Annotated in this window: 21 protein-coding genes and 1 tRNA gene; 8 read left to right on the forward strand and 14 right to left on the reverse strand. The window is 72.2% G+C overall.

Going from position 1 to position 22443, the window contains the following annotated elements; all coding sequences use genetic code 11:
• Positions 1 to 42: 42 nt before the first annotated feature.
• On the forward strand, positions 43 to 1218 hold the full coding sequence (locus tag ACFYXM_RS31365) for an LLM class flavin-dependent oxidoreductase (protein ID WP_389294452.1): 1176 nt from the start codon (positions 43 to 45) through the stop codon (positions 1216 to 1218).
• Between the two features lie 27 nt (positions 1219 to 1245).
• Here the strand turns inward: ACFYXM_RS31365 and ACFYXM_RS31370 are convergent, their stop codons facing one another.
• Entirely contained in the window at positions 1246 to 3081 is a 1836-nt protein-coding gene (locus tag ACFYXM_RS31370; RefSeq protein ID WP_389294454.1) for an EAL domain-containing protein, read from the reverse strand.
• 579 nt (positions 3082 to 3660) lie between these two features.
• On the opposite strand from ACFYXM_RS31370, the gene ACFYXM_RS31375 reads away from it, so the two are divergent.
• Positions 3661 to 4881 carry a M6 family metalloprotease domain-containing protein gene (locus ACFYXM_RS31375; protein WP_389294456.1) on the forward strand — a complete coding sequence of 407 codons (1221 nt, stop codon included), beginning with the start codon at positions 3661 to 3663 and terminating at the stop codon, positions 4879 to 4881.
• 165 nt (positions 4882 to 5046) lie between these two features.
• Here ACFYXM_RS31375 and ACFYXM_RS31380 read toward each other — a convergent pair.
• From ACFYXM_RS31380 to ACFYXM_RS31390, 3 genes are all read right to left on the reverse strand, one after another.
• Positions 5047 to 5120 (reverse strand) — tRNA-Lys (locus tag ACFYXM_RS31380).
• Complete coding sequence (locus tag ACFYXM_RS31385) at positions 5111 to 5812, reverse strand: hypothetical protein (RefSeq protein WP_389294458.1); 702 nt, start codon at positions 5810 to 5812, stop codon at positions 5111 to 5113. The genes ACFYXM_RS31380 and ACFYXM_RS31385 overlap by 10 nt, the downstream gene beginning before the upstream one ends.
• 163 nt (positions 5813 to 5975) lie before the next feature.
• Complete coding sequence (locus ACFYXM_RS31390) at positions 5976 to 6317, reverse strand: hypothetical protein (protein ID WP_389294460.1); 342 nt, start codon at positions 6315 to 6317, stop codon at positions 5976 to 5978.
• Between the two features lie 346 nt (positions 6318 to 6663).
• Between ACFYXM_RS31390 and ACFYXM_RS31395 the strand changes: the two genes are divergently transcribed.
• Positions 6664 to 8538: a DUF4157 domain-containing protein gene (locus ACFYXM_RS31395; protein WP_389294461.1), complete on the forward strand. Its 1875-nt coding sequence runs from the start codon at positions 6664 to 6666 to the stop codon at positions 8536 to 8538.
• A gap of 294 nt (positions 8539 to 8832) precedes the next feature.
• On the opposite strand, the gene ACFYXM_RS31400 is transcribed toward ACFYXM_RS31395, so the two are convergent.
• The 5 genes from ACFYXM_RS31400 to ACFYXM_RS31420 form a co-directional block, all read right to left on the reverse strand.
• Complete coding sequence (locus tag ACFYXM_RS31400; protein WP_389294463.1) at positions 8833 to 9030, reverse strand: hypothetical protein; 198 nt, start codon at positions 9028 to 9030, stop codon at positions 8833 to 8835.
• Complete coding sequence (locus ACFYXM_RS31405; RefSeq protein WP_389294465.1) at positions 9027 to 10361, reverse strand: AAA domain-containing protein; 1335 nt, start codon at positions 10359 to 10361, stop codon at positions 9027 to 9029. The genes ACFYXM_RS31400 and ACFYXM_RS31405 overlap by 4 nt, the downstream gene beginning before the upstream one ends.
• Positions 10362 to 10440: 79 nt before the next feature.
• Positions 10441 to 12084 (reverse strand): hypothetical protein, encoded by a 1644-nt coding sequence (locus ACFYXM_RS31410; protein ID WP_389294467.1) that lies wholly within the window; start codon positions 12082 to 12084, stop codon positions 10441 to 10443.
• Positions 12075 to 13394 carry a hypothetical protein gene (locus ACFYXM_RS31415; protein WP_389294468.1) on the reverse strand — a complete coding sequence of 440 codons (1320 nt, stop codon included), beginning with the start codon at positions 13392 to 13394 and terminating at the stop codon, positions 12075 to 12077. The genes ACFYXM_RS31410 and ACFYXM_RS31415 overlap by 10 nt, the downstream gene beginning before the upstream one ends.
• Positions 13279 to 14280 carry a phosphatase PAP2 family protein gene (locus tag ACFYXM_RS31420; protein ID WP_389294470.1) on the reverse strand — a complete coding sequence of 334 codons (1002 nt, stop codon included), beginning with the start codon at positions 14278 to 14280 and terminating at the stop codon, positions 13279 to 13281. Before ACFYXM_RS31420 ends, ACFYXM_RS31415 begins: the two co-directional genes overlap by 116 nt.
• 357 nt (positions 14281 to 14637) lie before the next feature.
• Between ACFYXM_RS31420 and ACFYXM_RS31425 the strand changes: the two genes are divergently transcribed.
• Positions 14638 to 15243 carry a histidine phosphatase family protein gene (locus ACFYXM_RS31425; RefSeq protein WP_389294472.1) on the forward strand — a complete coding sequence of 202 codons (606 nt, stop codon included), beginning with the start codon at positions 14638 to 14640 and terminating at the stop codon, positions 15241 to 15243.
• Between the two features lie 111 nt (positions 15244 to 15354).
• Here ACFYXM_RS31425 and ACFYXM_RS31430 read toward each other — a convergent pair whose 3' ends face one another.
• Entirely contained in the window at positions 15355 to 16722 is a 1368-nt protein-coding gene (locus ACFYXM_RS31430) for a tetratricopeptide repeat protein (protein WP_389294474.1), read from the reverse strand.
• 293 nt (positions 16723 to 17015) lie between these two features.
• Here ACFYXM_RS31430 and ACFYXM_RS31435 point away from each other — a divergent pair, with 293 nt between their 5' ends.
• Positions 17016 to 17483 (forward strand): hypothetical protein, encoded by a 468-nt coding sequence (locus ACFYXM_RS31435; protein ID WP_389294476.1) that lies wholly within the window; start codon positions 17016 to 17018, stop codon positions 17481 to 17483.
• A gap of 389 nt (positions 17484 to 17872) precedes the next feature.
• Complete coding sequence (locus ACFYXM_RS31440; RefSeq protein ID WP_389294478.1) at positions 17873 to 18829, forward strand: spermidine synthase; 957 nt, start codon at positions 17873 to 17875, stop codon at positions 18827 to 18829.
• Between the two features lie 187 nt (positions 18830 to 19016).
• On the opposite strand, the gene ACFYXM_RS31445 is transcribed toward ACFYXM_RS31440, so the two are convergent.
• From ACFYXM_RS31445 to ACFYXM_RS31455, 3 genes are all read right to left on the reverse strand, one after another.
• Positions 19017 to 19157 (reverse strand): hypothetical protein, encoded by a 141-nt coding sequence (locus ACFYXM_RS31445; RefSeq protein ID WP_389294479.1) that lies wholly within the window; start codon positions 19155 to 19157, stop codon positions 19017 to 19019.
• Between the two features lie 369 nt (positions 19158 to 19526).
• Positions 19527 to 19730: a hypothetical protein gene (locus ACFYXM_RS31450; RefSeq protein ID WP_389294481.1), complete on the reverse strand. Its 204-nt coding sequence runs from the start codon at positions 19728 to 19730 to the stop codon at positions 19527 to 19529.
• Positions 19727 to 19978, reverse strand: a complete 252-nt coding sequence (locus ACFYXM_RS31455; RefSeq protein WP_389294483.1) for a hypothetical protein — start codon at positions 19976 to 19978, stop codon at positions 19727 to 19729. The genes ACFYXM_RS31450 and ACFYXM_RS31455 overlap by 4 nt, the downstream gene beginning before the upstream one ends.
• A 103-nt stretch (positions 19979 to 20081) precedes the next feature.
• On the opposite strand from ACFYXM_RS31455, the gene ACFYXM_RS31460 reads away from it, so the two are divergent.
• Positions 20082 to 20861 (forward strand): GntR family transcriptional regulator, encoded by a 780-nt coding sequence (locus ACFYXM_RS31460; RefSeq protein ID WP_389294484.1) that lies wholly within the window; start codon positions 20082 to 20084, stop codon positions 20859 to 20861.
• A 519-nt stretch (positions 20862 to 21380) separates the two neighbouring features.
• On the opposite strand, the gene ACFYXM_RS31465 is transcribed toward ACFYXM_RS31460, so the two are convergent.
• A complete protein-coding gene (locus tag ACFYXM_RS31465) occupies positions 21381 to 21653 on the reverse strand; it encodes a hypothetical protein (protein WP_389294486.1) in 273 nt (90 codons plus the stop codon).
• 303 nt (positions 21654 to 21956) lie between these two features.
• Between ACFYXM_RS31465 and ACFYXM_RS31470 the strand changes: the two genes are divergently transcribed.
• Positions 21957 to 22391: a hypothetical protein gene (locus ACFYXM_RS31470; RefSeq protein ID WP_389294488.1), complete on the forward strand. Its 435-nt coding sequence runs from the start codon at positions 21957 to 21959 to the stop codon at positions 22389 to 22391.
• The last annotated feature ends 52 nt before the right edge of the window (positions 22392 to 22443 follow it).

Below are 22443 nucleotides of genomic sequence, written 5' to 3' on the forward strand. Positions count from 1 at the left end.
GCCGTACACACAGCCGGGCGCATCACCAGGAGAGGCGGGGACGTGAACGAGAGCCGGGGCGACGAGAGCCGGGGCGGCGGAGGCCGTGCGAACGAGGTGCGCGGCGACGGGCACCAGGACGACGGCATCCGGGGCAGGGCGGAGGGCACGGCCCCCGTCCCCCTCTCCGTGCTGGACCTGGTGACCGTGGGCCAGGGCCGCACCGCCACCCAGGCGCTGCGCACCGCCGTGGACATCGTGCGGCTCGCCGAACGCCGCGGCTTCCACCGCTACTGGGTCGCCGAGCACCACTCCATGCCCGGCGTCGCCTCCTCCTCGCCGGCCGTGATCCTCGCCCATCTCACCGCCCGCACCGAGCGCATCAGGCTCGGGTCCGGCGGGGTGATGCTGCCCAACCACGCCCCGCTGGTCATCGCCGAGCAGTTCGGCACCCTCCACGCCATGGCCCCGGGCCGCATCGACCTCGGTCTCGGACGGGCCCCCGGAACCGACGGCGCCACGGCCGCCGCCCTGCGGCGCACGGACCGGCCGGACGAGGGTACCGACCACTTCCCGCAGCAGCTCGCCGAACTGACCCGGTTCCTGGACGACGACTTCCCGGACGGCCACCCCTACTCCCGTATCCATGCCGTGCCCGGACCGGTCCAGGCCACCGCCGAGGGCGGCGTGCAGTCCCCGGCCCGGCCGCCGGTCTGGCTGCTCGGTTCCTCCGGGTTCAGCGCCCGGCTGGCCGGTGTGCTCGGCCTGCCGTTCGCCTTCGCCCACCACTTCTCGGCGCGGAACACGATCCCGGCCCTCGACCTGTACCGGGATTCGTTCCGGCCGTCCGGGGTGCTCGACGCCCCGTACGCGCTGATCGGTGTCTCGGCCCTGGCCGCCGACGACGAACGCGAGGCCCGCCGTCAGGTGCTCACCGGCGCGCTGTCCATGGTCCGCCTGCGCACCGGTCGGCCGGGCCTGGTCCCGACGCCCGAGGAGGCGGAGGCGTACGCCTTCACGCCCATGGAGCGCGAGTTCGTCGACAACTGGCTGTCCGACGTCATCCACGGCACGCCGGACGAGGTCCGTACCGGCCTGGACGCCCTGGCCGAGCGCACCGGCGCCGACGAGCTGATGATCACCGCCAACGCCCATGGCGGGGAGGCCCGTCTGCGCAGCTACGAACTGATCGCGGACGCGTACGACCTGCCGAGCCTGCCGGGTCCGCCGACGGCCTGACCCCGGCCGCTCCGGACGGCCCGGCTCTCACACGGTCGGTCTCCGGCGGCCGATCAGTTCGGCGATCCGCTCCGGGGGCACCGCGCGCGAGTACAGCCAGCCCTGTCCGGTGTCGCAGCCGATCCTGCGCAGCCGCTCCGCCTGGCCCGCCGTCTCCACGCACTCCGCGGTGACGGTCAGGCCCAGGCGGTGCGCCAGGTGCACCATCGCCTCGACGATCGTCTCGTCGGCCGGGCTCGCGTGGGCGCCGTCGTCATGGCGGAAGCCGCGTACGAACGAGCCGTCCAGCTTCAGTACGGAGACCGGCAGCCGGCTCAGATAGGCGAGGTTGGAGTAGCCCGTCCCGAAGTCGTCGATGGCGATCCGCACGCCCATGTCGCTGAGCTGCTGGAGGGCCTGGAGCGGGCGGCCCGCCGAGCCCATCACCGCGGACTCGGTCAGCTCCAGCTGCAACAGGCCCGGTTCGAGGCCGGTCTCGGCGAGGATCTCCGCGACATCGGTGACCAGGTCGGAGTCCCAGACCTGCCGCACGGCGACGTTGACGCTGATGAACAGCGGTGGTTCGGACGGGTGGTCGAGCTGCCAGCGCCGTGCCTGGCGGCAGGCGGACCGCAGTACCCACCGTCCCAGCTGGACGATCGAACCGTCCTCCTCGGCGATCGCGACGAACCGATTCGGCGAGAGCATGCCGAACTGGGGGTGGTTCCAGCGGACCAGGGCCTCCACCCCGCGCACCACCCCGTCCGCCATACCGACCAATGGCTGGTACTCGATGGTGAACTCGCCGCGTTCGACGGCCGGCCGCAGATGGGAGGAGAGCGTCTGACGGGTCATCCGGTGGGCGTTGCGTTCCGGGTCGAAGACCGTCCAACGGGCCTTGCCGTCCGCCTTGGCCCAGTACAGCGTGGTGTCGGCGGCCTGCACCAGACCGGTTGCCGAGGTACCGGCGACCGGCCGTTCCACCACCCCGATCGAGGCCGAGACGGAGAGCCGCCGCCCGCCCAGGTCGAACGGTTTCTGCAACGCGGTCAGCAATCGGCGGGCCAGATCGGTGAGCTGCTGCGTGCCCGTCGAGTCCTCGACCAGGACCGCGAACTCGTCGCCGCCCAGCCGCGCCACGAGATGGGGTCCGTGGCGGTGCCGTCCGTCCTGGACGTGCGGGTCGTCCTGGGCCGCGCAGTCGGTGAGCCGTGCGGCGACGGCCTCCAGCAACTGATCGCCGATCCGGTGGCCCAGCGTGTCGTTGACGGCCTTGAAGCCGTCGAGATCGAGGTAGCAGAGACCGATCCGGCCGCGCCCGGGGGCCATCCGGTCGTCCTGGTACGGAGGATTCTCCAGAATGGCCGAGAGCCGTTCGAAGAACAGGGCCCGGTTGGGCAGCCGGGTCACCGGGTCGTGCATCTGGAGATGGCGCAGCCGCTTCTGGAGCTCGCGCCGGTCGCTGATGTCGGCGACCGAGAGCAGCACCCGGCCGGGCCCGGGACGACCGGCCCCGCCGTGCTCCGAACCGTCCTGCGCGCCGTGTCCCCGACCGTTCTCCGGATCGGGCACCGGCACCGGGCGGGTCTTCGCGTGACTCCCCGGGCCGTGCTCCGGACCGCTCTCCGGTTCGGGCATCGGTACGACGGTGACCTCGGCCCACAGCGACCGGCCGTCGGGATGCTTGAGCCTGCGGGTGCAGTGGAACCGCGCACGCCGTCCGTGCAGTACCTCGCGGTACGCGTGCCAGGTGCGTCCGTCCGCCGCGAGATCGAGGAGGTCGGCCGCCGACTGCGTGGTCAGATCCGAGGAGCGGGAGCCGAGGAGAACGCCGAACGCGTCGTTGGCGGTGATCACCAGGCCCTCGTGGTCGACCACCGCCATCGGCAGTGTGGCGGCCCGAAAGGCCGCCCGATAGCCATGCGGCTCGGTTCCATGGCCACCGGCAGGAGGCCACGAGATATCACGCTCCGTGACCGACGGTCCTGCGGAGTGGGAGTGTGTGCCCGCCGCAGGCCTCGGCCCTTCGGAGGTTCCGCTCACCGTTCGCTCCTGCCGTGCAGTTCTGTCCTGAACAGGTGTGGCCGGACTGGCCCGCCGCTCGGCGTACCGCCCTTCGGAGGCGGTAACCGTGGGGGAATGCCTGGTGAAGCATAGAGGCTGGCGCGTCGGCCGTTCCAGCGTCCGACCCTTCCGCGCCACGCGTTCGCCCCGCATGGGTCAGTCCCGCATGGATCCGATTTGCCCATGACTGATCTTTTGTGAGCGGTTCGAGTCCAGTTCCGCTCTCTGATGGCGTGACCGTGATTGATTGTGACTGTCCGTGAGGGTGAACGCCTCGACGGGCTGCTGACTCGACTGGGGCAGCCCAACAGGACGAAAGCCTCGAACCACCACAGGGTGGTGCGTGATCGGATCTCGCACCCGGAGGTAGTTGTGCCGCGTCAGCGCAGAACCGGGGGAGTGGAGAGGCCGAGTCTGCGCGGTGTGACCGCGGCCACGACCTCGCTCCTGGCGCTCGTGGCCACCTCCCTCGTAGCCGGGCCGGCCGCGGCCGCCACGGGAGAGCAGGGGCCGTGTGCGCTGCCCCGGGCCGAGGCCCACCACTCGCTCGGCGTGGACGGCTGGAACGAGACGTACCCCCGCCCCGACCACCCTCTCGACGCGGTCATGATCTTCCTGTCCTTCCCCGACCACAGTCCCACCACCACCCCCGCCGAACTCGCCGCCGACCACTTCCCCGCCACCACCCACTTCTTCCAGCGTTCCTCGTACGGGAAGTTCACCCTCCGGCCGCACCCGCTGCGGCAGTGGATCCGGATGCCCAGGCCGTCGGACTGGTACGGCATGCAGCGCGACTGGGACAGCGAACGGCGCGCCGCCTATCTGACCGACGCCATCGGCGTGATCGACCCGAAGGTGGACTTCTCGCGGTTCGACCTCGTCTATCTGGTCGCCGACCCGGACGCCCCGGGCGTCGACTCCGATGCCACCAAGGTCGTCAACTTCGGCCGTCCGCTGCGCATGGACGGTACGGACATCCGGCGCATCGTCACCGTCTTCGAACAGCACCCCCCGGACCGCAACGTGCTGGCCCACGAGACCGGGCACCTCTTCGACCTGCCCGACCTCTACCACCGGCCGCCCGACAGCAAGGGCGACTGGGACACCTACGTGGGCGACTGGGATGTGATAGGCAGTCAGTTCGGGCTCGCCGCCGAATTCTTCGGCTGGCACAAATGGAAGCTGGGATGGCTGGAACGTGAGCAGGTGATCTGCGTCCAGGGCACCCAGGACATCACCCTGGAACCGGTCGCGGCGGTGCCGGCGGCCGGTGCCCCGCTCGGCACCCGGCTCGCGGTGATCCGTACCGGCGAAGGCAGCGCCGTGGCCGTCGAGGCGCGCGGCGCCACCGGCAACGACCGGACGACCTGCACCGAAGGCGTCCTGATCTACCGGGTGCGCAACGCGACCCCGTCCGGCGGCGGCCCGGTCGACGTCGTCGACACCCATCCCCGCTCCGAGGCCTGCTCGGGGCGGTCCGTCTACGCGCCGCTCGCGGACGCCCCGCTGCGCGTCGGCGAGAGCTTCAGCATCCCGGAGGCGCACGCCAGGGTCGAGGTTCTCGGCCGAAGACCATCGGGCTCCTGGAGCGTCCGGATCACCACCGGGGCGCGGCTCTGAACGGGAACGTGGCGCGGGCGGTACCGGCCGGATGCACGGTGCGGGCCGGGCAGGTGACCTCGGCCGTGGACATGGCACGGGCCGGACCGGGAGAGGTGTCGCACGGATCCGTCGCGAGCACGAAGAAGCCCCCCTCGCTCTTGCGAGAGGGGCTTCCTCCGTCTGTGCGCCGCCAGGGACTCGAACCCCGGACCCGCTGATTAAGAGTCAGCTGCTCTAACCAACTGAGCTAGCGGCGCCTGCTGACGTCGTAGACATTAGCACCCTGATCGGCGGTAGGAAAAATCGGATTCCGGGCCGCTGCCGACGGTGCTGATCTGGTCACCCGCACGCAGGCCCACAGCAGGACGTCCGGCCCCGGCAGCCAGGGGTTGCGGGTGTCCGGGGCGACCATCCAGCGGGGGCCGGGCGTGGTGGGGGTGCAGGTCAGCGGCGGGACGGTCACCGCGTCCCCGGTGCCGTGGCAGAGCACGGGCGGGACCCTGGTGCCGTCCTCCGCGCCGCGCGGTTCGAGGCCGCCGCCCCACTCCTCCCAGTCGAGCAGCGACGGCAGTCGCTGCGCGGTGCCGGGGGAGGCGAACAGCAGCATCCGGCCGCGGTGCGTGGCGACCGGTCCCGAACCGGGGCCGTCGGACCACAGCTGCTCCAGCATCCGGCGCCCGAAGAGCGTGGGTACGTTCACGACGTCGAAGGCCGATCCGCACGGCAGCACCCCGGGGGAGTCGGGACGCGCCTCCCACTGCGTGAGCGTGCTGCGCGGATAGGCGGAGGCACTGGCGAGCCATGCGGCACCGGCCGCCGTGACCTGGGCCGTCTGGCTCGTGGGCCGGTCCTGCAGAACGGCGAGGATGCCGGCGTCGCCGTACCGGGGGCCCCGGTGAGGGGTGTGGCCGTGATGCAGGGTCGTTTCGTCTGGCAGGCATGCGCTCATGTGCCCATGTCTACCGGGCGTGATCAAGCGGATTCCGAGAGTTGCCGGAAACCGGGACAGGGTGGGGTGGGAAGGAGTATCTTGCGCCCCGGCATATGCCAGTGGCCGTAATCCGGCTCCTCGGGCGGCTGCTCCCACCCGGTCGGCGGCCGTCTCCGTCCCCTCAAGGGGTCGAACCGCCCAGCAGGCTCCGGCCGAACTCGACCATCTTCTTGGCGTAGTCCTCGGTCCACTCGGCACGCTCCGCGATGTCCGCGGTCGTCAGCCGGTCGAACCGGCGCGGATCGGCGAGCTGCGCGGCCGCGATCGCCTGGAACTCGACCGCGCGATCGGTCGCGGCGCGGAAGGCCAGCGTCAGCTCGGTGGCCCGGTCCAGCAGCTCCCGCGGATCCTCCATCGACTCCAGGTCGAAGAAGTGCTCGGGGTCGGCGACCGCGGCCGTCGGCTCGAAGAGCAGGGGTGCGGGGCGCAGCCGCTGCTGTTCGTTCCGCTCGGGTTGTGGCATGTGGTGATTCCTCCTTCGGCGGGCCCCGCAGGGTCCGGGCGGGCCCTCGGGCCCCGCTGGGCCACCCTCCATTGTCCAACGCCGCGCGAGCCCGGATCACAACTCCATACAGGCCCTGGCGCCTCGTGGTGCACCCACCCGCTACGACAAGCGAGGCTACGTCTTTCTCGGGACCGCGACAGCCGAAACCCTCGTCATCTGGCTCCACGCATGATCGGCCGGACAAGTCCTGGCCGTCGCGTGCTGCCCCTCCGGCCCCCTCACGGTGTCCGCTGCGCACCTGGTCACCCGTGCCTCCCGCCGTGTATCCAGGAAGCCCGCACCGTCACACGTGGAGGAGCCGGCCTTGCACGACCACAAGAACGCCCGGGAGACCGGGGCCGCCGCGCGCAGGGCCGAGTTCGTCCCGGCTCTGGCCCCGGCCACCCGGCAGGAGGGCCTCCTCGGCCTGCAGACCGCGGTCGGAAACGCGGTCGTCGTCCAGATGCTCCGTCAGGCGGACTTGCTCCAGGACCAGGACGAGCACCGCCACGTTCCCGGGTGCGGCCACGAGGAGACCGGGCAGGAACCCCGTCCGGTGCAGCGGTCCACGGTCCACGACGTGCTCCGCAGCCCCGGGCGGCCCCTGGACGAGGCGACCCGCACCGACATGGAGACCCGCCTCGGCGCCGACTTCTCCGATGTACGCATCCACAGCGGCGCGGCCGCCAGGGCCTCCGCGGACGAGGTCGGGGCCCGCGCGTACACCTCGGGCTCCCATGTGGTCGTCGGCGCGGACGGGATCGACCGCCACACCCTCGCGCACGAACTGACCCATGTCATCCAGCAACGCCAGGGCCCGGTGGCGGGCACCGACGACGGCGGCGGCCTGCGGATCTCCGACCCCTCCGACCGCTTCGAACGCGAGGCGGAGGCGAACGCGCGGCGCGTACTCAAGGGCTCCGCGGCCCCGCAACACGCGGAAACGTCCGGTGCCGCGCCCGCCCCCGGCAGCCACATCCAACGCATGCTTTCCAACAGGAAGGGGCAGGTCCTCCACGACGCCGAGACCCCTCCGAATTACAGCCGCACGCCGGCGGCGGCCAAGAAGGTCGCCGACGCCTCCGGGCGCGAGGACGGGAAATGGCGCTACGCCGAGCACAGCATCCGCGGACTGGGCTCCAAGACCATGGCGACCACCAATATCTCGCTCGTGTCGGAGCAGCTGCAGGCGGGGAACTGGCAGGAGATACTGGATTCCTTCTACCAGGTGTGCCCGGGGTGCGGAGACGCGGCGGCCGTCCAATCCTTCGAGGTCGACCACCAGCAGGCATTCAGTGAAATCCGGGACACCCTGCGCGAACTCGCCGCCGGATACACGGGTGCGGGGGTCGACCCGAACAAGATCCCTTCTCAGTACAAGTCGTTCTTCGTGGTCACTCCGGACACCAATGCTCCCGGAGGATTCCGCATCGAGGCCAGCAAGGCGGCCGTCAACGAGTACTCCAACGACATGGGTAATCTCATGCGCATCTGCAGGAACTGCAACGGTGCGACGGGGAAGAGCGACATGGACTTCCTCAAGTGGTTCGAGCAGAACGAATTCTTCGGAAGGTCCTTCCTCGCCCAGCACCTCACCCCCCAGGGCGGCAAGCACCCCGGCTACATCCTCGCCAGGACCAGTTCCGGCGACGGCTGGGGGAAGGCCGCCCGCGACTGGTTCACGCGGCACCACCTGAGCACGCTCAGGAAGCAACTTTCCGCCGTCAAACTGAACAAGATCATCACGAGCGGCCTGGCGAACGAGACCACGGCCCGTACCGACGGCTTCTACGCCCAGGACCCGCAGAAGCTGCTGTACGCGGAAGGCATGAATCGCCGCAACGATGCCCACGTCGGGGTCACCAGCGCCCTCGCCGATTACGCCGAGGGCGCCACCGACTACGCACCGGGCTCACCCGACCGGCTCACCGCCCAGGTCGCGAACGTGTTCACCACCCGGGAGACGAGGAAGGCGCAGGAGGCCGCGAACCCGCTACTGGCCGGCGCCCCCATCGATTCCGGCGCGGCCCGCACCCTGGGCCAGCAGGCCGGGCTCGCCGGCCAGCTGCCGGACCACCGCGTGATCGCCGTGGGCCAGCCCGATTCCGAAGCGGCCCTGCGCGCCTACATGGACGGGTACGCGATGGGAATGCAGCAGAGATTCGTGCACCAGCAAGGCATCGGAGGGCAATACAACTAGTGCCGTGACCGGCAAGGTTTGCCCCGTAAGGAGCGTCGTCCGGTGCGTGCGATCGCAAGGCGGCCGGAAGCCCTCGTAGCGGGGCTACGTGGGCTTTTGGCCAACGCCGCGAGCGTGCGTGCTGGGCGGCACGACGGGGCAAACGTTGCCGGTCACGGCACTAGCCTCCCCCGTTTCGCTTCGTGCGGCTGAGGTGGTCGGATCACGGTGAAGCGGTGGTTTCGGTTGCTCGTGGCCGGGCGGGCATGAGTGGGGCCCGACCGCGCGGGTCGGCTGGGACGGGGGCGGGCAGGTTCAGGTTGCGGTGCTTGAGCGGGGAGATCCGGGCGATGTCCTCCCCCGGATCTCGTGGCCCTTGACCTGGAGCTGGGCGACGGCGGCGTCGATGTACCGCGTCGTCCAGAGCACGACGGCCCGCCCTCCGTGGCCGACCGACGGCACTTCGAAGACACGGCCCGCGGCGCGGAGAACCACCGGCGGTCGGGTGCTCACGGCCGCCAGGGCACCCGGTGTTCCGACAGGTGGGACAGCACCGCATGGTTGGCCTCCCAACCGTCCGGGAACTTCACCGTGACGCCCAGTCGCACCGGCTCCGTCGACGGGTGCTCGTCCAGCAGTTCCGCGACGCCCGCCCGGCACACCACGACGCAGGCGTGCCGGTGGCGCGAGGCCAGGACGCACAGGCGGCCCGTCTCCAGGTGGAACGCCGTGGCGTCCGGGCGGCCGGAGAGCGGGTGCAGCACCACCGTCACGTCGAACTCGCGGCCCTGGAGCCGGTTCGCCGTGTCCACGGCCACGCCCGTCACGCCCAGGTCCGCGAGGGCCGCCCGGACCGCCGCCGCCTGGTCGCGATGGGCGGTGCCGACGGCGACCCGGTCCGCCGTCACCGGGACCGGGTCGGGGGAGCGCTCGCTCGTCGCCGCGGCGCCCCGGTCGAGGAGCCGGCGGACCACCAGGGCCACCGCCCGTACCGCCTCGGGGTCGGTGCGGGGCGTGTGCCGGGCCGGGAGTTCGAGCAGGCCCCAGCCGGACTCCGCGGCCTCGTCCAGCACCCGGTCCGGCGCCGAACCGTCGGACGCGACCCCGAACGACAGCCGCCGGTCCCCGTGGTCCGTGCCGCTGCGGAACGGCGTGTACGGGTAGAACGCGTCCGAGACCAGCGGCGCGGCCGAGGCCGGCAGCCGCCACGACACCGGAAGCCGGTGCTGCGGAAGCCCGGGATTGTGCGCCAGGAGAGTGGAGACCGCGCTCGCGGACGGATCGTAGGACAGCCCCGCCCACTGCTCCGCGCCGACGATCGAGAACGGGTCCAACTGGCCCGGGTCACCGACGAACAGCGCCCGCTCGAACAGCCCCGCCACGGCGAGCAGCGCGTCCGAACGCATCTGGTACGCCTCGTCGACGATCGCGTGACCCCACGGCTCGACGTTCTTCACGTGCGCCCACTTCGCGGCCGTCGAGATGACGATGTCGAGCCCCGCGAGATCGGCCGCCTTGGCCGACTTCCGCACGTTGTCCAGGCCGTCCAGCACCCGGTCGTACGGGTCGGAGTCGTTGCTGTGCAGACGGCCCACCGGCAGGTCCGGGTCCTTCTCGGCCAGCCGCACCACCAGGTCGTCGACCTGGGCGTTGGTCTGCGCCACCACCATCAACGGGCGGCCCGCCGCCGCCAGTTCGAGCGCCGCGCGCACCACGAGCGTCGACTTGCCCGCGCCCGGCGGGGAGTCCACCACGATCCCGCGCGACGCACCGCCCAGGGTGTCGGCGAGGATCGCGTCGGTCGCCCGCGCGGCCTGGACGCCCGGGTCGGATCCGGCCGTCACGGCGACTCCTTCGGGGTCACGCGTCACCACGAGGTCCTCCGAGTTCTCCTGTCATGGCACAGTCCTCCGCACTCTCGCGTCACAGCAGATCCTCCGCGGTCACGGGGTCGGGATGCTCGGCGTGCCCCGCCGCCGCGCCCGGCGGCCCGCCGTGCGTCCAGGGCGTCTCCTCCGGGTCCGGCAGCTTCGGGCCGCCGCGCTGGTCGTGCTCGAACAGCGTCCAGACGATCCGGTCACCCGGCTCGGGCACCGAACCGGGGGCCGGCTCCTTGCTCCGCCCCATCCGGTCGGTGATCCGCAGCACCAGCGCGGGCCCGCGCCCGTCCCCGGCCACGCCCCCGTCCGCGCCCCCGTCCTCCGGCTCCGCCACGTGCTCCACGAACTCGGCGGTCTGCGGTCTGCCGTCCAGTGAGCGATACACCTTGACGCGCTCACCGAGATGCGGGCGCTCGTCCGTGCGGACCGTGACCAGCGGACGCGGCGACGGGCGCTTCGACTCGCTGTACGCCATCACCACCTCCGTCACCTCGCCCACGAACGCCTCACCGGCCAGCCGTCGCCCGGCCAGCACCAGCGGATCGTCCAGCGCCTCCTGCGCCTCCAGCTGCGCCTGAGCCGTCTCGCGCGAGGCCAGCTTCTGCGCCGCCGTCACCGCGTCGTCCCGGCGCGGCTGCGGCGGCTCACCCGACCGCACCCGGTCCCGGTGACCGGTGAACGACCAGCGGTCCCGCGTCCAGCGCTCCTGCGTCCTGGCCCCCGCGGGCAGCTCCCGCAACACGTCGAGCCCGCGCCACACCGCGTCCCACGTCGGCCGCATCACCCTGGCCAGCAGCGCCCTGATCTCCCGCTCGGCGGCGGTCAGTCCGGCCAGCCGGGCATCGGCCGACAGACCGTCCTCGGCCGCCGCGAGGGCGGTGCGCGCCCGGTCGTACCGCTCGATGGCGGGCGCCAGCAGCCGGTTGTCGAACGCCGGATCCGTGGCCGGACCGGCCGGCGGACACAGCAACTGGCCCTCGCCGTCCCGCGCCGACTCCGCGCGCAGCGCCGCCGACGCCCCGGACTCGCCCGCAGGGGCGTCGATCCAGGCCAGCAGCGCGCCCAGATGCTGGTCCTCCAGGCTGCTCTGCCCCGTTGCCCAGTGCCGGTTCAGCAGATCCGTGACGGCGAGCAGCAGCGAGGAACCCGGCACCCGGGCCCGTTCCCCGTAATGCGTCAGCCAGCGGCCCAGCAACGGGACGCGCGGCGGGGCGGGGTACGGGGCGTCGGGTTCGTCCTCGGCCGTGCGCCGGAACCGCATGGAGCGGCCGAGCAGCCGCACGAAATCGATGCCCGCCCGGCTCGGCACGATCAACTGCGGCGCGTCCGCGCACAGTTCGACCTCGACCTTGGTCCGCTTTCCGGTCGCCGGGTCGGTCTCGTTGCGTTCCGCAGGCTCGACGACGTCCTCGTACGCCTCGATGTGCGGCAGCACCGCGTCGGCCAGGTCGGCGAGGAAGGAGAACCGCAGGTCCCGGTCGCGCGGCTGCGGGACCGCCAGCAGCCGGGGCGCGTCCCGGTCGGTGCCGACCAGCGCACCCAGCGGGGCGCCCGCCTCACCGGCGGTCGTCAACGGCACCAGGACCAGCGGCCGGTCGGTGAGATGGCGGTGCCGGACCGTCGCCAGCGGTCGCGCCCGGCCGCTCTCCACGGCCTCCAGCCGGGCCAGGGTACTGATCAGCGACATGCCGCACCGCTCCCCGGCACGCCCGCACCGTCCGCCTCCGGCGCGCCCGCACCGTCCGCCTCCGGCGCGCCCGCGCCGCCGTTCTGTATCGCCGTGCCGTTCCCCGGCGCACCCGCGCCGCCCGTCGGGAACGCGCCGACGCACTCCAGCGCCTCCGCGCGCAACGCCGCCGCGCGCCGCAGGGCCGCGACCGTCGGATCCGCCGGATCGCCCTCCTTGCCCGCGGCGGCGGCCAGCACCGCGCCGACCGTGGTCAGCCCGCCGAGTTCGCCGCGCACGCTGCGCCCCAGCGCCTCCACCGCACCCGCCGTACGGGCCTTCGCCCGGCAGTGGAAGGCCAGTTCGCACGTGGACAGGCACTCCGGAGCGTATGCCGCGCCGACCGACTCGACCGCCGCGTCCAACTCCCGTGCCGAACACGCCGGATCGAAGGTCGTGCCCTCCGGCAGCGCCGCGGCGATGTCCTCGATCCGGGTCAGCCTGGTCAGCTGGCGCCGCGTGACCGCGCGCTGCTTGCGCACGTCGACGACCGACGCGGTGGGCAGGTTGGAGAAGTCCTTTGGGCAGACCAGCAGCACCCGGTGACCGGCCTCGGCGCCCTCGGTCAGCTCCGCGAGCCGCTCCAGCGCCAGCACGTAGACGGCGGACTGCCGGGCCGCCGCGCCGACCTTTGCCGCGTCGGCGGAGCCGTCGACCATGGGGAAGGACTTGATCTCGACGACCGTCCACGTGCCGTCGGGGTGCACCACCACCGCGTCCGGCTCCAGATGGACCGGGGAGCCCGCCACGTCCAGGGTCAGCATCGGGTGGTCCAGCAGCGCCCAGCAACCGGCCCCGGTCGCCTCCCGCAGGGCGAGCGCCGTCCGCGCGGAGCGGCCCTCGGGACCGGCGGCGGCCAGATCGGGCACCAGCACCTCGTCGGGTGCCGGACCGTCGCCGCCGAGGTGCTCGTACAGCAGCCGCATCAGCTCCGTACCGCCGTCGGCCTTGACCTTGGCCTCGAAGGAGTTGCCCCGGACGAGAGCGAACTGCGACTGTCCGAAGGGCGCCGGTGAGCCGAGCGCCTCGGCCAGCGCCGCCTTGTCCACCCCGGCGCCGTCCAGCAGGGCGCGGCGTCGGCAGCCGGGGTTGGCGGCGAGGGCGGCCAGCGCGCGGGCGTCCAGCGGACGCGGCGCGACGTCCGGACCGCGCAGCTCAGCGAGCCGCTGTCGAAGCGTCGTCCCCCGGCGCTCCGGCTCCCGCCCGTGCGGCGGCTTCGGCCCGGGGGACGGGGTGGGCCGGGGCGCCCGGGGCGTCCGCCGTTCCGGCATGGGGGGAGTCTGCGGAGGTGGTCCGCTGGCCAGGGATTCGCTCACCCGCCGAAGTCTCGCATCCGGCACTGACAATCGCGGACTCGGCGGACTTCTCGGTCGGTGCGAGCCGCGGGAAGCGGGTGGAGAGCCGGGCCCCGATCCGGTCGGTGACGCGCATCACCGGGGTGGTCAGCAGGGCTCCGACGCCCATCACGGCGGCGCCCGCCACCGCGTCGAGGAAGTAGTGGTTGGCCGTGCCCATCACCACGAGCGTGGTGACCAGGGGGTACGCGACGGCGGCGGCCCGGACGAGCGGGTGCCGGGCGTGACGCCAGAGCACGATCCCGCACCAGAGCGACCAGCCGACGTGCAGGCTGGGCATCGCCGCGTACTGGTTCGTCATCCCGCCCAGGCCGCGCGGGGCGCTCGCCTCCGCGCCCCACCAGCCGTACGAGCTGTACTGCGCCATCGTGTCGACGAAGCCGTGCGCGGCGTCCAGCAGCCTGGGCGGGCAGGTCGGCATCAGCGTGAAGCCGACGAGACCGAGGACGGTGGACGTCATCAGCCAGGTGCGGGCCCTGCGGTACAGGGTCGCGCGGCGGCGGAAGAGCCAGACCAGGACGACCGGGGTGACCAGGTAGTGCAGCGAGGCGTACGCGAAGTCGGAGGGTATGCCGAGGGCGGGATGGGCGGTGAACAGCCGGTTGAGCGGGTGCTCGGCGTTGATGTGGAGCGCCTTCTCCAGGCGCAGGATCGCCAGGCCGTGATCGACGGCCGTGGACACGTCGCCGCGCGCCAGGAGCCGGCCCGCCGAGTAGGCCGCGTACACCAGGGCCAGCAGAGGCAGCTCGGTCCACCAACGGGGCCGCGGGCGAGGCTCGGGCACGGTGCTGGCATGCTGCATCCGGTTGCTCTCCATCATGTGTTCAAGCGGCCGACGGCGGGCGTTCAACCGTAGGGCGCGGGTCGGCCGCGATCACCCCGGGGGCCCGTCGGATCCCCTGTGCACGCGCGGATTCTTCTGCGCAGGGAGGGACGCTTGTTCCGCCCCGTGGGTTGCCTTCCGGGGCGGTGGGCGATGATGGAGAAACGGAAGATCCGCGTCGACTCGATGCCGAGTCGACGCCGGGCCCATGTCGAGTGGGCGTCGAGCCGATGTCGGCTCCTCTCCGACTCGTTTTCACCTTGATCTCCGGCCTCGGATCCCCTTCGGGGAATCGGCCCGGATCTCAGTTCAGTTCAGTTCAGGGAGAGAGCCGTCATGGCACCGCGTATCCTGCTCGCCCGGCACGGCCGGACGGAATGGTCCGTCAAGGGCAATCACACCGGCAGGACGGACATCCCCCTGCTCGACTCGGGCCGGGCCGACGCCAAGCTGCTCGGCGAACGGCTGCACGGCGGACCGTGGGCGGAGCTGCCGGGTCTCGAAGTGCGCACCAGTCCGTTGCTGCGGGCCAGGGAGACCTGTGACATCGCGGGCTTCGCGGACCGGGCCGAGCCGTGGGACGCGCTCCTGGAGTGGGACTACGGGGCGTACGAGGGGATGACCCCGGCGCAGATCAAGGCGATCCGGCCCGACTGGTTCATCTGGCGCGACGGGGTGCCCGAGGGGGAGACCCTGGCCGAGCTGTCCGCACGCGCCGACCGGATCGTGGAATGGGCCCGCTCGGCCGACCGTGACGTGCTGGTGTTCGCCCACGGCCACATCCTGCGGGCGCTGGGCGCGCGGTGGCTCGGCGAGGACGTGTCGTTCGCGGCGCGCATCAGGCTCGACCCGACGTCCCTCTCGGTACTGGGCTGGGCGTACGGGGCACCGGCGATGGAACGCTGGAACGACACGGGCCACTTGGAGCGCCCGGGGCGGTAGCCGGACGGGCCCGGGCGTGCCCCGGCCCCCGGCTCTCAGGCCCTGGCCCCCGGCTCTCAGGCCCCGGCTCTCCGGCCCTGGCCCCCGGGGGCTTCGAGCCCTTCGGGCCGCCTACGTGGAGACCCCCGACACGGCCGCGTACCGCTCCAGATATCCCCGCACCTCGTCCGTCGTGTCCCGGCGCAGGGCGAGCACCTGCGTCGTGCCCGCCAGCATCGTCCGGATGCGCGAGGACCGGACGCCGTCCAGCAGGTCCAGCACCCGGTGGCCCGCCGTCGCCGCCTCCTCGGCCCGGCCGGCCCGGGCGAGGTCCCAGGCCAGCTCGGCCCGGTACAGCGCCAGGTTCCGGGTGAAGTGCGGGTCCTGGAGCCGGATCGCCCGCCGTGCGTGGCGGGCCGCCCGCGACCAGTCGCCCAGCGCCGACCAGCACTGCGCCTCCAGCATCTCCAGTTCCGCCTCCCGGAAGAACGTCATCCACTCCGGATCGGCGTCGCACGGTCCGCGGCCGAACGCGGTGCGGGCCCGGCCGATCGCCCGTTCGCAGCCCGCCCGGTCCCCGAACCCGGCCCGCCCGCCCGCCTCCCGCAGCGCGAGCAGGGCCAGCAGCCGCGGCGAGCCCAGCGGTCGCGCCGCCCGCTGCCCGGCCTCGGCGGCGCGTACGGACTCGCGGGGCCGCCCCGTGTCCCTGGCCAGGAACGACGCGTTGCAGAACGCGTGCGCCTCCAGCGCCGCGTCGCCCGCCACCCGTGCCGTGGCGAGCGCCTCCGCGTAGTGCGAGCGGGCGTCCTCGAACCGGCCGGAGTCATGGGCCAGCCAGCCCACCGAGATGGCCAGTTCGCCCGCCCCGGCGTGGAGCCGGTCGGCAGTGGAGCGCCTGGCGGCGGTACCGGAGTCGAGCAGCGCGTACGCCGTCCGCAACGGCCGCGACGCATCGCGGTACAGACCGTCACCGCCGTGCCGGTCGTCGAGCAGCCGGATCCGCCGCACCGCGTTCTCCACGGCACTGACCTCGGCCTCACCGACCCGGTGCCGGTCGGGTGCGGTGGCCCCGGCGGCGGGACCGGGACCCAGGGGTGCGGCCGCCAGCACGGTGGTTCCGCTCGTCATGAATACGCGACGCAGCACGTCGCTCTCCTCGTCGGTGTCGCTGTGGAGCACAGGGGATTCGCTGTGGAACACAAGGGGTGAGGGGATTTCGGTGGTGGCCCGCGCGGCCCGGCCGCGTACCGTCTCGCGCGGCGAGAAGCCCAGGTCCACCAGGGACATCCCGGGGAACATGTGCAGGAAGACCCGCTCGTACGCGTAGTTGGGACAGCGGATCTCGCCGGACTCCACGCGTCCGATGTACCGGGCGTCGCAGGCGACCCGTTCGCCGATCTCGCGGGCGGATCTGCGTACCGCGGCCGCGAACTCCCCGGCGGAGCGCTGTCCGCGCAGCCGTCGGAAGGCGAGGTTGGGAACTGCCCCTGTCGACACCATGGACCAGGACCTCTCTTCTGCAGCCGGGTTCCTGCTTCCGGTGCCCCGGTGTGTCCCGGCGGTGCACGAACGTACCGGCTGTGACCGGTCGCACAGGGAGTGTTTGCTAATAAAAGCGGCATCTCGCCCACGATCTGCCATGAACTGCCACTCATTGCGGCGGCGTGGCGCCGTAGCCCTTGACGCGGTCGGCGCGTTGGACCCTTCGGAAGACGGAATCCGGCTTCGCCCGGTGATGAGATCCGGCGGTGATGCGCCCAGTGATGAGATCCGGCGATGAGAGGAGAGGTCCCTTGTTGCATCTCGGCACGGAGACCGGCTCGCGGACGACTGCGACGACCCCGGCCGCGAAGGCTGTGACGGACACGACGGATGCGGCACCACCCGCCACGTCCACGGGGGGCCACGACACCGAACCCTGCGATCTGGTGACCGTTCCGGCCCGTCAGGGACTGGAGGCCGTGGACATCCTGCGCCGGGGCGCCGACCAGGAGGCCGTGGGCCCGGTCCTGCACGACGGAGCCTGTGACACCCTCGGCTTCCTGGTGCCGCCGGGCACGGCCGAGGCGTGGGACGTCCCGGGCAGTGCCTGTACGCGGACCGACGGCCGCGGGCTGAGCGTCCCCGCCGAGCCGCCGACCGGCGACAGCGGCTGGCTGCTGCCGCCCGGGGATGACGCCCCCGTCACCGACCCGGCCGTGCTGCGGGCCGCCCTCGACCAGGCGGCCCGGCTGATCGAGGCGGCCGACAACTGCTGCTGACAGCCGCCCGCGCGCGCCTGTACCCGTACGTGGACTTGAGGTCCGTGACCCGCACTCCGGCAGCCGCCCGCGCGCCCGTACCCGTACTCATGACTGCGCCCACGCGCCCGTGCCCCTGATCATGCCTGTGCCTGTGCCTGTGCCTGTGCCTGTGCCTGTGCCTGCGCCTGCGCCTGTGCCTGTGCCTGTGATCGTGATCGTGCCGGTGCTTGTGCCCGTGGCCGCGCCCGCGCCCGTCCGGGTCTCCACGGACCTGGTCCTTGCTACGGGGTCGGTCGCCACGGGGCGTCCGGCAAGGGCGCCCATAATAGGCCGGTGGCCGGGGTCCCCCGGCACGGCCGGTCGCGCACCGGTCCGGGGCGATGAGCGGTGAGCAGGCACGAGCGGCAGTGGCACGTAGAGGAGCGTCGAGCGGGGGCGCGACCGCCCGCAAACGATCCGGCCGCAAGGACGGCAGCGGTACCGGGCACGAGGCCGGGCGAGGATCCGGGCGCGGCGGGCGCGGGGGACGCAGCGCGGAGCCTGTCGCCGAGCAGGTGGACGGTGGTCTCGCCGAGCTGGTGCCCGACCGGGAGCGCCCCCACGCCTGGACGCTGACCCTCGACGGTGCCCCTCAGTCCCATGTGGACCTCGACGATCCCACGTACCTGTCCTTCGAATACCAGCGCAGGATCGGCCACATCGCGGACCTCGTCGCACCGCCCGGGCAGCCCCTGCACGTCGTGCACCTGGGCGGCGGCGCCTTCACCCTGGCCCGCTACATCGCCGCGACCCGGCCGCGCTCCACCCAGCAGATCGTCGAGACGGACGAGGCGCTCGTCCGACTGGTGCGCCGGGAGCTGCCGTTGGACCCGCAGGCCAGGATCCGGGTCCGTGCCGCCGATGCCCGCGCCGGGCTCGGGAGGGTCCACGACGGCTGGGCTGATCTGGTCATCGCGGACGTCTTCAGCGGCGCCCGCACCCCGGCGCACCTCACCAGTACGGAATTCCTCGCCGAGGTGCGACGGGTCCTGAAGCCCGGCGGGAGTTACGTGGCCAACCTCGCGGACGGCCCGCCGCTGGCCCATCTGCGCGGCCAGATCGCCACCGCGGCCACCGTCTTCCCCGAACTGGCGCTCGCCGCCGACCCGGCCGTCTGGCGCGGCCGTCGCTTCGGCAACGCCGTGCTGCTCGCCTCGAACCTGCCGCCGAAACTCGCGGAACTGACCCGCCGCGTCGCGACCGATCCGCATCCCGGACGCGTCGAACACGGGCGGGCGCTCGCCGACTTCACCGGCGGCGCGGCGGCGGTGACCGACGCGGACGCCAGACCCTCCCCGGCGCCACCGCCGTCGGCGTTCGGCTGACGACCTCGTGGACCTGCTGGGGCTGCGTCGCGAGGATCCGGACCACGGCGACGCCACCCACGACGCGCTGGTGCGGGCCGTGGTGGCCGGCGACGCGGAGTCCGCGGGGCGGGCCGGACGGGACTTTCGAAACACACCCCAGGTCGAACTGGAAGCCATGCTGGGCCGGTTGAGGTCGGTGCAGGAGTCACGAACCGCAGACGCCGCACGGATAGGCGGTCTGGCTGACGCAGTTGCCATGGTCGTCGTATTCGTAGATGACGCTCTTGGTGCCGGGGCACCCCGGGGTGGAGTTACACGGTATGGCGTGATCTTCCTGGTGTCCCATGGGCGTACCTCGCCTTCTGGTCGGGGCTGGGCTCCCACCCCTGCAGGCATCCGGTGCAGTGCCAGTGCCACGCGTCCGGCACCGCCGGAGAGGTGCGACTGGTGTCCCGCCAGAGCGCCCGGCGGTCCGGGCATTGGGGACATGACGGCGGCCGGTGTGTCATGGGGACTCCTGTACGGCTCCGTGCGGGGTCCGGCCGGGGCGGGTCGGCCGGTTGCGGGAGTTCCGGGGGTTCGGGGATTTCGGGAACGTGTCGTGCCGCGCGCGTCCGTTCAGCGGGGGCTGCGGGCACGGGACCGTCGGGTCGGTCGGAGGTGTCGCGGCCATGGCGGCCGGGAGGCACAGGGACGGCCGGCGGGGGTCGCCGGGCTACCGCGGTCGTACGCCTGCGCAGCAGGGCCCGGTCCACACCTCGGTGTCGAGGACGTGGGCGCCGAGCCGGTCGGGGATGACACCGACGCGGATCGTGCCGGTGGTGAGGGGCGTCCTGCACCAGACGCAGGCGCGGCCGGCGGCCTGGTCCCACGTCAGCGTCCTCGGGTCGGGAAGGGGGCGGGCGGAGGCGGTGGTCACTGCGTCTCTTCTCTGTAGAACTCGGCCCAGACGACCTCGCCGTTCCCGGTGCGGTCGTGGCCATACCGGTCGGCGGTGCCGAGAGTGCGGAGGATGGCGGACCGGGTGGCGGGGCTCAGGTCGGCGGGGAGGTCGGCCTCGATCCGGATCGCGTCGGCCGTCTCCGTGATGCGCGGCTCGCTGTTGGTCGCCGCGGAGAGCAGCGACGCGAGCGCGACGACATGTGGAAGCGCGACAGACATAGACATCCCCTGACAGTCGGCCGTCACGTTTCGTGAGGCTGAATATTCAGCTTCGACCTGATGGGTTAGCTTTGTCAATGTCGCCGTACAACGTTCGGAGTTCGCGCACATGCCACGTGAAGCGCCCTATCTGCGAGTGGCCACCGCTCTGCGCGCCCGTATCGAGGCGGGTGAATGGGTCGTGGGTGACAAGCTCCCGTCCCGGGCCCGGGTCGCCGAGGAATACGGCGTGGGCCAGTCCGTCGCCCAGCGCGCCATGGAGCGCCTGATCATCGAGGGCATCCTCGAAGGGCGCGCCGGATCCGGCACCTACGTACGCCGACCGCGCGAGCGGCTGCGCATGGTCCGCTGCCGGAACCGCGAGGGCGGCGGGGCGACGTTCCACGCGGACCTGCACAAGCAGGTCCGCACCGGAACGGGGGAGTCCCGCAGCGCCGCCCGCACCCCGGCCCCGGTCCACATCGCCGAACGGCTGGCCATCGAGCCCGGCGATCTCTGTGTCGTCACCCACTACGAGTTCCTCGTCGACGGGCTTCCCGCCCAGCTCTCCGAGTCGTGGGAACCCATGGCCATCACCGACGGCACCCCGATCGTCCTGCCCGAGATGGGCCCGCACGCCGGTGCCGGCGTCGTCGCGCGGATGCGGTCGATCGGCGTCGTCATCGGCGGTGCCGTCGAGGTGCCCCGTCCGGCCCGCGCCTCGCAGGAGCAGGCCAACCTGCTGGGCATGAGCGTGGGCGACCTGATCACGGTGGTGGAGCGGACCTACTACGACACCGACGGGCGCCCGGTCGAGACAGCGGACATCATCGTTCCCGATGTGCGCTGGGAGATCGCCTACGAGTTCACCGTCGACCAGCCCGAGACCTCACCCGACCCCGGCACCTGACCGCGGACGACCCGGCCCCGGGCACCGTCCCCGCGCAGACGCGGCCCCGGACACGCGAACCCGGGCCCCTGTCCCCGGGCGTGACTCCGGGCGTGACCCCGGACTCGTGAACCCGCGTTTTCCCCCGCCCGTTCGCGCAGGCGGGAGAGGCGTACCGGACCTCGGGCGCTCCAGGGCCGGATCTCCCCGCTCACGGGGGCGGCGTGCCGCCCGTTCCCAAGTGCGGGAACATGAAGAAGGGCTGACCCGTTCTCACAGGTCAGCCCTTCTTCGTTCAGGGTGAGTATCGGGACGGGGCGCGCCTCCGCCGGCGTCCGCAATATCTCAGCCGGGCAGCCAGGCACCAAACCCGCCCCCGGCCCTCCCCGGCCTGACGTGATCAAAAAAAGGGGGCGAGGCCGAACCATCCTGAAGCCCTGGGCGCCCGCCCGATACGACAGCCGGTCCACTCACCCGCCTGCCAACGCCCCGACAAGGTAAAGCGGTCCGACGGACGAACCGCCGGACCGCCATGAAAGATCAGGACCCGAAGGTGACGATGTAGACGGGGCTGTTGTCGGGGTGCTCCTGGTGCACCACCGGGCATGAGGTCTTCTGCTTGCTTTCCTCGGTCTTGATCTGAATTCCGCAGAAGGGCGACTCGTCCCAGTTGAGCTCGTTGATGTTGCTGAGCACGGGGATGTTGTCCCCCTTGTGGCCGTCCCGGCCGCCGGCGCTGGCCCCGCCGATGCCGGCGACGAGGATCCCGCAGGTGGCCACGGCCACCGCTGCGATCTTCTGGACGTTCCTCACTATGTTCTCCTTCGCTGCTCTGCCCCAGATCGGGCAGATTCCGTAGAGAACGATGCGCGGAAAGGATCAGAGCCTAACGTCATTCCTCCATTGAGCACTCGCACGGCCGCACAAATCACAAGATCCTGGAGTACTACCTGTGGGCGGGAATGCTCCAACGGGTCCCGTCGGGGATGCGCCAGATGTGTGTGCTCCCGTCTGCCTCGCGGATGCAGCCGAACCTGTCGTGCGAGGGGCGGGGCCCGCATCGTTCCACCAGCGCCATGCGTCCTCGACCCGGGCCCAGAGGCCGGGATCGCCGCCGTGGTGATCGTGCCGGCCTGCGGACTGCCCGAGGTGGCCATGACCTCCCTCGCCGAGATGGCCGCCGCTTCGGGCAAGCCCGCCTATGCCGAAGGAGTGATGCCAGAAGCTGTAGCCGCGGCGCCCGCCGAAATCGTCGCCCCCAACGCCAGGGCCGCGGCCGAGGTGGACTTCCGCGGCGAACTGCTGAGGCAGGAGAACGTGGTCGACAGTTTGCAGGTCGGCGAGGGCCTCTACTGCGCCATCGTCGACCCGAATGCCGGCATCAACCTGTCCAACGCCCTGATCCTGGCCAATGGCGGGCCCCAAACCAGCAGCGTCTCGACGATTGGGCGGCCCACCCCGTCGTGTGACAGCCGACGGGACGCCGTCACCGTGGTGACCCTCAAGGACGGCCACCCCGAGTCCTCCAGCTTCACCATCGCGGTTCTGTAGCGGCGCCGTGCCGAAAGGCCCCGCCGCCGGAGCGGGCGACGGGGCCTTTCGG

This window comes from Streptomyces sp. NPDC002476, from assembly GCF_042889785.1.
Classification (GTDB): Bacteria; Actinomycetota; Actinomycetes; order Streptomycetales; family Streptomycetaceae; genus Streptomyces.

Coding starts and splice junctions, on each gene's coding strand:
- ACFYXM_RS31370 (WP_389294454.1), bottom strand. CDS start 3,081: ATGGCGGTGGTCGACCACGAGGGCCTGGTGATCACCGCCAACGACGCG.
- ACFYXM_RS31385 (WP_389294458.1), bottom strand. CDS start 5,812: ATGAGCGCATGCCTGCCAGACGAAACGACCCTGCATCACGGCCACACC.
- ACFYXM_RS31390 (WP_389294460.1), bottom strand. CDS start 6,317: ATGCCACAACCCGAGCGGAACGAACAGCAGCGGCTGCGCCCCGCACCC.
- ACFYXM_RS31410 (WP_389294467.1), bottom strand. CDS start 12,084: ATGTCGCTGATCAGTACCCTGGCCCGGCTGGAGGCCGTGGAGAGCGGC.
- ACFYXM_RS31415 (WP_389294468.1), bottom strand. CDS start 13,394: ATGCCGGAACGGCGGACGCCCCGGGCGCCCCGGCCCACCCCGTCCCCC.
- ACFYXM_RS31420 (WP_389294470.1), bottom strand. CDS start 14,280: ATGCAGCATGCCAGCACCGTGCCCGAGCCTCGCCCGCGGCCCCGTTGG.
- ACFYXM_RS31425 (WP_389294472.1), top strand. CDS start 14,638: ATGGCACCGCGTATCCTGCTCGCCCGGCACGGCCGGACGGAATGGTCC.
- ACFYXM_RS31430 (WP_389294474.1), bottom strand. CDS start 16,722: ATGGTGTCGACAGGGGCAGTTCCCAACCTCGCCTTCCGACGGCTGCGC.
- ACFYXM_RS31445 (WP_389294479.1), bottom strand. CDS start 19,157: ATGGGACACCAGGAAGATCACGCCATACCGTGTAACTCCACCCCGGGG.
- ACFYXM_RS31455 (WP_389294483.1), bottom strand. CDS start 19,978: ATGTCTATGTCTGTCGCGCTTCCACATGTCGTCGCGCTCGCGTCGCTG.
- ACFYXM_RS31460 (WP_389294484.1), top strand. CDS start 20,082: ATGCCACGTGAAGCGCCCTATCTGCGAGTGGCCACCGCTCTGCGCGCC.